The sequence below is a fragment of the Amorphus sp. 3PC139-8 genome (assembly GCF_040750475.1).
Lineage (GTDB): Bacteria > Pseudomonadota > Alphaproteobacteria > Rhizobiales > Amorphaceae > Amorphus.
The window spans coordinates 195,218-205,203 of the sequence record NZ_JABJVY010000001.1 but is presented as its reverse complement, the minus strand read 5'-3'; the positions used below and the strand labels follow the sequence as shown (position 1 = coordinate 205,203).

Below are 9,986 nucleotides of genomic sequence, written 5' to 3'. Positions count from 1 at the left end.
TCTCGGTTAAGCCGCGCTTTCGGAGATCGCGGTCTCTGCGTCGCGGATGGCACGCGGCGTGCCGACATGGAGCCAGAGCCCGTCCATGCGCAGCCCGTACATGCGGCCGGCGTCGATCGCCCGGTCGAACAGCATGTTCAGCGAAAAGGCACCCTGGGGCGCGCCGGCGAACAACGCCGGTGACAGGATGCCGGCCCCGGCATAGGCGAACGGCGCCACCTGTCCCTCGTCGCGGCGCGCAAGCCGCCCATCCGGCGCGAGCTGGAAGTCGCCGGCCCCGTCATAGCCCACCGAAGTGACCGTCGGCGCGAGCATCAAAAGCCCGTCCATGACCTCAGGGTCCCATCCCTCCGACAGAAGTTCCAGGTTCGGGCGAACGCCCTCCAGCCAGAAGGTGTCGGAGTTCAGCAGGAAAAACGGCTCGTCTCCGAAATGGGAGAGCGCTTTGGCGATGCCGCCTCCGGTGTCGAGCAGCTGGTCGCGCTCGTCGGAGATGATGACGCGTGGCGTCTTCCGCCGGACGAGATGCACTTCCACCAGATCCGCCAGGTAGTGCACGTTGACCACCACCTCTTCGACACCCGCCGCCTCCAGCCGGTCGAGGCCGTAGTCGATCAGCGCGCGGCCGGCGACTTCCACCAGCGGCTTCGGCGTTGTCGCCGTGACGGGACGCATGCGCTTGCCGATGCCGGCGGCAAGCACCATCGCGCGTTTCGGGTGGTTGTTCTTCTTGATCATGGCCGGTCGTTGTCGGGTATCGGGCGGAGCCCTGTTGCAGGTCAGGAGCGAGAGAGATCGATCGCGGACAGCGCCGGATCGTAAAAGGCTCTCAGGTCGGTGAAAATGGGGTCGGCGAGCGTCCGCCGGAGATCGTCGGCCAGGCGGGGCAGGTGGGAGAGATAGGCGGGCTTGCCGTCGCGCACGTTGAGGCGGGCAAAAATGCCGAGCACCTTGGTGGTGCGCTGGGCCGCCATGAGCGCGTAGGCGCGCCGGAAGCCGGTTTCGTCGAAGGCGGGATCGCCGGCGCGGCGCGCGGCGATGTAGCGGGCCAGGAGCCGGGTCTCGATGTCGGCTGCGACAGTGACGCGAGCGTCCTGCAGGAGCGAAGCGAGATCGTAGGCGGTCGGGCCGATCAAGGCGTCCTGATAGTCGATCAGCCCGATCCGGGCGAGGCCGTCGCGCTCGGCAAGCCACATCAGGTTGGGCGAGTGGAAATCGCGCAGAAGCCAGCCCATTTCGGCGTCTTCGACCAGCGGCCAGAGCGCGTCCCAGGCGTCGAGAAAGTCTTCGCGGGTCGCCTCGGGCATCGGAGCGCCGGTGGCGTGCGGCACGAACCAGTCGGGATAGAGCGACAGCTCGATCCTGAACACGCCGGGATCGAACGGGGGGAGCTCGTAGGTGGAGCCATCGGGGAGCGCCACCGTGCCGGGCATCGGCCCGGCATGCATGTCGGCGAGGAGGTCGGTCGCGACCGCGTAGCGCTCCTCCACGACAACGCCACGCTCCAGTACGGTGGTGGTGCCGAGATCCTCCAGGAGCAGGAAGCCGTGGTCCAGATCGAAGGCGAGAATCGCCGGGGCGGCATAGCCACGGCTGCGAAGGGCTTCCCCGATCGCCACGAACGGACGCACGGACTCCGCCAGATGCGCCACCCGCGAATAGGGCTTGCCGTCGTAGATCGGGTCGCCGTCCGGTTGGGTCGGCGCGTTCATCAGCACCGCTTTGGGTGACGGTGAACCGGTGCCCACTTCACCCGGAAACGCTTTGAGATCGACGCGCTCGTAAGTGCGGCTGGAGGCGTCGCCCTGCAGATAGCGACGGCGGGCGGCCGGGTAGCCGGCCCTGTCGAGGAAGGCGCGGACTTCGAGACTTCGTGCCAGCCGGCCTGCGAGCCCTGGCGCTGCCGTGAAGGTCACGGTGCGGGCCTCGGCGGCCTCGCCGGGGGCGATGTCGATTGCGAGATCGGCGGGTGGCAGAACGCCTGCGCCCTGCTCGGGCCATTCCACCAGTACCGCGCCGTCGGAAAGCAGATCTTCCAGGCCGAGTTCGATCGCCTCCTCCGGATCCGCGAGCCGGTAGAGATCGATATGGGCAAGCGTCAGGCGTCCGAGCGTGTAGGGCTGCAGCAGCGTGTAGGTCGGGCTCGGGACTTCCAGCGCCTCGTCGTCGGCGATAGAGCGCAGAAGCGCTCGGGCGAATGTGGTCTTGCCGGCGCCGAGCGGGCCGGAGAGGGTGACCAGATCGCCACGGGCGAGAAGCGTGGCGATGTCCTCCGCCAGCCGGCGCATTGCGGCTTCGTCGGCAACGGCGATCGTCAGGGAAGCGGCGGTCATGCGCGGGGCGGCAACGAGAGGATCTGGGCGTCGCCGGCGGGCGTGGCGGCGACATCGGGGCGGTTCGGGAAACGGACGGTCACGGTGGTGCCCGCCCCCGGCTCGGAATGGATCTCCACCGAGCCGCCGTGAAGTTCGACGAAGCTCTTCACGATGGCAAGCCCCAAACCGGCGCCGCGCCGGCGTCCGCCAGAGGGATCCGACACGAAGCGGTCGAACACCGCCTCGATCTGGTCCGGCGCGATGCCGCGACCCTGGTCGGCGACGGTCAGCACCACATCGTCGCCGTCGCGCCGGCCGGTGATCTCGATGGTGCTGTCGTCGGGCGAGAAGGTCACCGCGTTGGCGAGCAGGTTGTAGACCACCTGCCGCACGCGCTTCTCGTCGGCGGCGAAGGTCCCAACCTCCGGCGCGATCCCGGTGCGGACGGTGAGCCGCGCCTCCTTGATGCGGTCCTGCAGTCCTTCGGTGGCCGATGCCACGATGCTTGCGACATCGACCTCTCCCAACTCCAGCTCCATGATACCGGCGTCGATGGTGGTTAGGTCCAGAATGTCGTTGACGATCGCCAGCAGGGCTTCCGTGGAGGAGTGAATGTAGCTGGTATATTCGCGCTGCTTTTCGTTGAGCGGGCCCACACCCGGCCCGGTCAGAAGCTGGGTAAAGCCGATGATGGAGGTGAGCGGCGAGCGCAGCTCGTAGGAGACGTGGCCGATGAAGGCGCTCTTCAGCCGGTCGGCCTCTTCCAGTGCCTGGTTGCGCTCCTTCAGCGCGCGCTCGACCTTCACGGTGTCGGTGACGTCGACGAAGGTGGCGAGCGTCGCGCCGTCGGGCAGGGGCACGGTGGCGAAGTCGATCACGCTGCCGTCGTCGCGCTCCAGACGGTCGGCGATCGGGACCCTTCGATCGTCGAGGCTGGTGACGGCGGCGGCAATCTTGACCCAGGCGGCGCGGTCGGCCGGGCTGGTGGCAGAGGCGTGGCTGACCCGGGTGATGTGGGTGCGGTCGGCGAGCGCGCCTTCCGGCAGGCGCCAGAGCTGGGAGAACACCGGGTTGCACAGCCGTAGCCGGCCGTCCGGGCCGAACACCGCCACGCCTTCGGCCAGATGATCGAGGGTCTCGCTCTGCACCCGGATCAGCGCGTTGTAGCGGCTTTCCAGATCGAGCCGCTCCGTCACGTTCTCGTAGACGTAGGTCACGCCGCCATGGGGATGCGGATTGGTGATGACGCGCAGCGTCTGCCCGTCGGGCAGGTGCCACCACTCCTCGAAGCTCTCCACCGCCTGGTAGCCACGGGTGACATGGGCGACCCAGGCGTCGAAATCGGCCTGTTCGGGCAGCTTGCGTTCGGCGCGCAGAGCCTTCAGTAGCGCTTCGTCCTGGGGGTGGCTGTCGAGATAGCCGGCATCGAGGCCCCAAAGTGCGCGGTAGGCGGGGTTGTAGAATTGCAGCCGCCGGTCGGGACCGAACACGGCCACGGGAGTCGCCAACTCGTCCAGGGTGCGGGCGTGAAAGTCGACCGTGCGGCGCAGCACCGCATGGGTCTGCTCCAGTTCGGTGACGTCGATGGAGACGCCGACGCTGCCGTTCGGGCCGGTGATCTCAACCACGTCGAGGGTGCGGTTCTCGCCGTGAATGACGGTGGAGACCCGGACCTCCGCCCGGCCCGACCCGCCGCGCGCGGCCGCCACAGCCTGTCGGCCGGCGGTGTCCAGAAGTTCGTCGCCCGCCGCCACGGCCGCGGCCGCATCCGGATGATCGACGGCGGCGGCATAGGCGGCGTTGACCCAGCTCAGCCGGCCCTCCGGCGTGCGCATCCAGACCGGATAGGGCAGGCGCTCCAGGAAGGCCGCCAGCGCATCCTCCGACGGAGTGGGAAGCGTCGGCGCGAGGGCGCCCGCTCTCGAAGGCGCAAAGGCGATCGCGACCGCAGCCCCCGCCACCCGGCCGGTGCAAGCGACCGGATCGCCGGCTGTGGTCTGGACGATACGCTCGAAGCCGCGCCCGCTCTCGGTAAGGGCGGCGACATCGTCGGCAAGGGCTTTAGCGTCCGAGTCGGAGAGCCAGGCTGAAAAGTCCCTAAGCTGCGCGGGGTCGCGCGGCACACCCGCGAGTTCGCCGCTCCCCACCACCGTGGGTACGGCGTCGCCAAGCGGCAGCACCAGGATCCGGAGATCGCCGGTTTCCAGCAACAGCTCCGCCTGCTCGGCGCGCACTGCGGCCTGGTCTGCACGCGCGGCGTGAAGATGCGCCTGGCGCCGGAACCGCCAGGCCAGCGCGCCACATGCCAGCGCCGCGATTGCGGCCGCGGCTGTTGCGGCCCAGGCGAGCGGGGCCGTCTCCACCTTGCCCGTCGCCGCGGCGGCAGGCGCGATGCCGGCTGACAGCCATGCGGCAGAGACGAGCAGGCCGGCGATCGGCCGGGGTGAAGGAACGGTCATGGTCGGCGCGGTGGCTCTCGAGCAAATCCAGGAAAATGGGAATCGGTTTTCCGTAAGGATTTGCGACAATACAGATAGTCAGAGCAGGTTCGTCGGCATTGGTGTCAAAGAACCGGCTCCGGGTCCGGAACGGGATCGCGCTCTACGCGAATCGCGTGGTGGCGATGGTAGTCGATCGGCGGTGCGGATGGGACCCGCCGCGTTGGCTCCATGCCGTCTGGAGACGACATAAAAAAGGCACCGGCCCGGATGGGTCGATGCCTGAGAGTTGCCGCCGGGAGGTCCCGGCGGCGATGCGGAAGGACCGCTTATAGATCATTTGGAGTTCAAGCGGGATCCGGGCGGAAAACCGGTTCCCACTTTTCCTGATCCCGCTTTAATACCGATACAGATCGGACTTGAACGGGCCGCTGACCGGCACGCCGATATAATCGGCCTGCTCGTCGGAGAGTTTGGTGAGCTCGGCCGACAGCTTGCGCAGGTGCAGCTCGGCGACCTTTTCGTCCAGATGCTTCGGCAGCACGTAGACCTTCTTGTCGTACTGGTCGCCCTTGGTCCAAAGCTCGATCTGGGCCAGCGTCTGGTTGGAGAACGACGCCGACATCACGAAGCTCGGGTGGCCGGTGGCGTTGCCGAGGTTCACGAGGCGACCTTCCGACAGGAGGATCATCCGCTTGCCGTCCGGATACTCGATCAGGTCGACCTGCGGCTTCACGTTCTTCCACTTGAAGTTCTTCAGGCCGTCGACCTGAATCTCGTTGTCGAAGTGGCCGATGTTGCAGACGATCGCCATGTCCTTCAGCGAACGCATGTGATCGACGGTCAGCACGTCCTTGTTGCCGGTGGCGGTGACCACGATGTCGGCACGCGGCGCGCCTTCCTCCATGGTGACGACCTCGAAGCCGTCCATGGCGGCCTGCAGCGCGCAGATCGGGTCGATCTCGGTGACCAGCACCCGGGCGCCGGCGCCCGACAGCGACTGGGCCGAACCCTTGCCGACATCGCCGTAGCCGGCGACGATCGCCACCTTGCCGGCCATCATCACGTCGGTGCCGCGACGGATCGCGTCCACCAGGGACTCACGGCAGCCGTACTTGTTGTCGAACTTCGACTTGGTGACGGAGTCGTTGACGTTGATCGCCGGGAACGGCAGCTCGCCGCGCTTCTCCATCTGGTAGAGGCGCATCACACCGGTGGTGGTCTCTTCCGAGACGCCCTTAATGTTGGCCTTGCAGCGCGAATAGAAGGTCGGGTCCTTCTCCAGACGACGCTTGATGGTGGCGACGAGCGCCTTTTCCTCGTCGTTCTTCGGATTGTTCAGCACCGACGGATCGCTCTCCGCCTTGGAGCCGAGCATGACGAGCATGGTGGCGTCGCCACCGTCGTCGAGGATCATGTTGCAGGTCTCGCCGTCGCCCCAGTCGAGGATCTTGTCGGCGTAGTCCCAGTATTCCTCAAGCGTCTCGCCTTTGACGGCGAACACCGGCGTGCCGGTGGCGGCAATCGCCGCGGCGGCCTGGTCCTGGGTGGAGAAGATGTTGCACGACGCCCAGCGGACGTCGGCGCCAAGCGCGACCAGCGTCTCGATCAGGACAGCGGTCTGAATGGTCATGTGGAGCGAGCCGGCGATGCGCGCACCCTTCAGCGGCTTGGTGGCCGCATACTCTTCGCGCACGGCCATCAGGCCCGGCATCTCGGTCTCGGCGATGTCGATCTCGGTGCGGCCCCAGTCTGCCAGGCCGATATCCTTCACGACGTAGTCGGTGGCGGGCTTGTCGAGCATGTGTGGCGCTCCTTGTTCGTATTTGCGGGTCGAAGGCGCGCGCGAAAGGGCCGCGGCGCGCCACGTGGGGCCGGATATAACGGGACTGGCCGCTAGGTGCAATAACGATATAAAGATTTCTTTATATTGACTAGAGGCTCGCTCCGGTCCGAATCCCGGCATGGCGGGACCAAGCGGGGCCGCTCGCCGGCGGGGTGGAGCCGTCGCGTTCCTCGCCTATGATCATGAAATAATTGGAGGCTTCAGCCGCCCGGCAGGCTGTCTTCGCCGAACCCGTCTTCGATCAGCTTGGTCAGGGCGGCGATGGCCTCATCGGCTTCGGCGCCCGAGGCGCTGACCACGATCTGGGTGCCCTTGCCGGCGGCGAGCATCAAAAGGCCCATGATGGACGTGCCGCCCACGCTTTGGCCATCGCGTTCCACCGTAACCGCCGCATCGTAGGCCTCGACGCACTTCACGAACTTCGCCGACGCACGGGCGTGCAGTCCGCGCTGGTTCACGATCGTCAAGGTGGCGGTGCGTTCTGCGGTGGATGGTTCGCTCATCGACCGGTGAGGACTTGGCTCGCGACGCTGATATATTTTTGACCGGCGGTCTTGGCGTCATCAACCGCCTTTACGAGATCCGTCTCGCTTCGGATGCTGGCGAGCTTGACCAGCATCGGCAGGTTCACCCCGGCGATGACCTCGATCGCACCGGCGCGCATCACCGAGATCGCGAGATTGGAGGGCGTGCCGCCGAACATGTCGGTGAGCACGACCACGCCCGACCCGTCGTCGACGGCGCTGATCGCGTCCACGATGTCGGTGCGGCGCTGCTCCATGTCGTCGTCCGGGCCGATGGAGATCGTCGCGACGCGCTCCTGGGGCCCAACCACATGTTCGAGGGCTGCCTTGAGCTCCTCGGCGAGCCGGCCGTGCGTAACAAGAACGAGCCCGATCATGAAACCTCGCGATCCATCGACCCTGGACGGCGGCGGCCGGAGCCGGGCGAGCGTTTGGAAGAGTGAGGCGACAGGGTGATAATCGAACAACCTCGCAAAATGGAGGCCGGACAAAAAGCCGGCGTGCCGGCCAAAATCGGCCAGGGCGCTATCCGATTCAAGTTAAATCGACGGCAACCTTGCGTTCTCTCCCGCCGAAAGCGCGCGTATGCACGCCCGGATTGCGGGAAGTGCCTGGACGCGATCTTGCGGTACCGCAATTCGGGCCAGACGCACGCCCGCCACATGCGTCCACAACGCCTCGGGTTCCGGTATCCGCTCCACTGTTGTGGGGTCGACCAGATCCACCACGAGGCGAACGACGGCCGCTGGCTCATGATCGACGCGCTCGATCCCGAAGCCGCGCACCTCTATTCGGCCGGCGATCGCTGCCGGCGCGCGGGCGATGAGCCGGCCGTGGCTCTTGGCGATCGCGACCCGGTCGTCGGCGACGAGCGCGGCGAACCCGCCATTTCGCCGGGTCTCCTCGATCAGGTCGGCGGCGAGTTGGCTCTTGCCCGAACCCGACGGTCCACGGATCAGCACGCCGATACGACCGACCAGAAGACCGGTGGCGTGGATCGTGTCGGTCACGATTTTTCGCCGTAGAGCGCGGGCAGCCGAACCACGAAGCGCGCGCCTTGAACGTGCTCGTCTTCGATCCGGTTCTCCGCGGAGATTGTACCGCGATGGGCCTCGATGATCTGACGCGAGATCGACAGACCGAGACCGGAATTATCTCCGAAGCCCTGGGCCTCCGGTCGGTCCGTGTAGAAGCGCTCGAAGATCCGCTCGATCTGCTCGGCCGTGATGCCGTGCCCGCAGTCGTCGATCACCACCTCGATCCAGTCGTCGACGCGCCGGGCGGTAACGCTGATCGTGCTGTCGGGGGGCGAGAAGGAACGGGCATTGTCCAACAGGTTGGTGAAAACTTGGCTGATCCGGCTGTCGTGGCCGTTCACCAGATAGGCGTCCCGGCCGCCACGGCCGCTCGCTGTGTCGATGGCGAGCGAAATCGCGATCCGGTTCGGCCGGGCGAGTTCGCGCTGGAGTTCGACCACCGCCTCCAGAAGGGCGGCGAGATTGAGCGGTTCGGCATCGCGCCGGGCCAGTTCGGCATCCAGGCGCGAGGCATCGGAAATATCCGAAATCAGCCGGTCGAGCCGGCGCACGTCATGCTGGATGATGCCGAGAAGGCGCTCGCGGGATTCGTCCGTCTTGGCCCGTGGCAGCGTCTCCACCGCGCTTCTGAGCGATGTGAGCGGGTTCTTCAGCTCGTGCGCCACGTCGGCTGCGAAGGCTTCGATCGCATCGATTCGATTGTAGAGGGCGTCGGTCATCTCCTTCAGCGCCCGGCCGAGATGGCCGATCTCGTCGGTGCGCTCGGAAAAGGAGGGGATCGCATGCCGGCCGCGCACGCCCCGGCGCACGCGCTCGGCCGCCGCCGCCAGCCGGCGGATCGGCCCTGCGATGGTGCCCGCCATCAGGATCGACAGCACGGCCATGACGCCGGCGGAGACCAGGAACACCCGCACGATCGCCAGCCGCTCGGCGCGCAGGATGGAATCGATGTCGCCACCCTGGGTGGACAGCAGCAGCACGCCCAGGATCGCCCGGAAGCGCTGGACCGGAACCGCGACGGAGACGATCAGCTCGCCCTTGTCGTTGACCCGGACCTTGCTGGAGGGGGCGCCGGAAAGGGCGCCTTCGACTTCCGGATATTCCTTGCCGTTGGCGCCGCCGATCTCCTTGTAGGCGGGCAGGTCGCCATGCAGGGTCCAGGCCTTCAGCCGCTCCCAGATCCGCTCCAGCATGCCCGGCTCCGCCTCCTGGGGTGGCGGTAGGTCGAAGCGCAGGATCTGTCCGCGGGAATAAAGATGGCGAGAGTCGAGCAGCAACAGCCCGTCGCGATCGTAGATTCGGGCGCGGGTGCGGGTCGGCGAGATCAGCCGGCGCAGGATCGGCGCGACCCGCTCCGGGTTGATGGGAAAGTCGAGGGCGTGAGCGCCCTGGTCGATCGGCGCGACGCTCTCGCCGGCCTGCAACTCCAGGAGACGTTCCGGATCGACGGAGATGGTGTCGGTGTCGACGGTCGCGGAGGCGGCGATCGCGGCAGCGATGATCTCGCCCTGGATCAGCAGGCTTTCCACCCGGGCGTCGATCAGCCCGGCGCGGAACTGGTTGAGATAGAGCGTGCCGGAGACCAGGGCGACGAGGCCGACCAGGTTAAGGACGAGGATGCGTCGGGTGACGCTGGAAAAGACGTAGGTCGACAGCACTCCTCCGAGCGCGCGGCCGAGCCGGGCGACCACGCGGCCGGCAAGCCGGATCGGTCGACGCCGACGCCGGCCAGGCTTGGTCGTGCTTGCGCTTTCGGTCTCGACCGTCATCTCGGCCGGTGCAGCCTCCTCCACGTGAACGGCGTCCAATTCCGAATGTGCGCCGAT

Annotated in this window: 8 protein-coding genes; all 8 read right to left on the bottom strand. The window is 67.0% G+C overall.

Annotated features, from left to right (window positions below; all coding sequences use genetic code 11):
- Window positions 1–6: 6 nt before the first annotated feature.
- Window positions 7–738, bottom strand: a complete 732-nt coding sequence (locus HNS03_RS00900; RefSeq protein ID WP_367192384.1) for a nucleotidyltransferase family protein — start codon at window positions 736–738, stop codon at window positions 7–9.
- Window positions 739–779: 41 nt separating this feature from the next.
- On the bottom strand, window positions 780–2,333 hold the full coding sequence (gene tsaE / locus HNS03_RS00895; RefSeq protein WP_367192383.1) for a tRNA (adenosine(37)-N6)-threonylcarbamoyltransferase complex ATPase subunit type 1 TsaE: 1,554 nt from the start codon (window positions 2,331–2,333) through the stop codon (window positions 780–782).
- Window positions 2,330–4,774 carry an ATP-binding protein gene (locus HNS03_RS00890; RefSeq protein ID WP_367192381.1) on the bottom strand — a complete coding sequence of 815 codons (2,445 nt, stop codon included), beginning with the start codon at window positions 4,772–4,774 and terminating at the stop codon, window positions 2,330–2,332. Before HNS03_RS00890 ends, tsaE begins: the two co-directional genes overlap by 4 nt.
- Window positions 4,775–5,150: 376 nt before the next feature.
- The gene (ahcY, locus tag HNS03_RS00885; RefSeq protein WP_367192380.1) at window positions 5,151–6,557 is read right to left on the bottom strand and encodes an adenosylhomocysteinase; all 1,407 of its coding nucleotides are present in this window, start codon (window positions 6,555–6,557) and stop codon (window positions 5,151–5,153) included.
- Window positions 6,558–6,799: 242 nt separating this feature from the next.
- A complete protein-coding gene (locus tag HNS03_RS00880) occupies window positions 6,800–7,102 on the bottom strand; it encodes an HPr family phosphocarrier protein (protein WP_367192379.1) in 303 nt (100 codons plus the stop codon).
- Window positions 7,099–7,500 (bottom strand): PTS sugar transporter subunit IIA, encoded by a 402-nt coding sequence (locus tag HNS03_RS00875; protein ID WP_367192378.1) that lies wholly within the window; start codon window positions 7,498–7,500, stop codon window positions 7,099–7,101. The genes HNS03_RS00880 and HNS03_RS00875 overlap by 4 nt, the downstream gene beginning before the upstream one ends.
- Window positions 7,501–7,662: 162 nt before the next feature.
- Complete coding sequence (locus tag HNS03_RS00870; RefSeq protein WP_367192376.1) at window positions 7,663–8,133, bottom strand: HPr kinase/phosphorylase; 471 nt, start codon at window positions 8,131–8,133, stop codon at window positions 7,663–7,665.
- A complete protein-coding gene (locus tag HNS03_RS00865) occupies window positions 8,130–9,929 on the bottom strand; it encodes a stimulus-sensing domain-containing protein (RefSeq protein WP_367192800.1) in 1,800 nt (599 codons plus the stop codon). Before HNS03_RS00865 ends, HNS03_RS00870 begins: the two co-directional genes overlap by 4 nt.
- Window positions 9,930–9,986 lie beyond the last annotated feature (57 nt).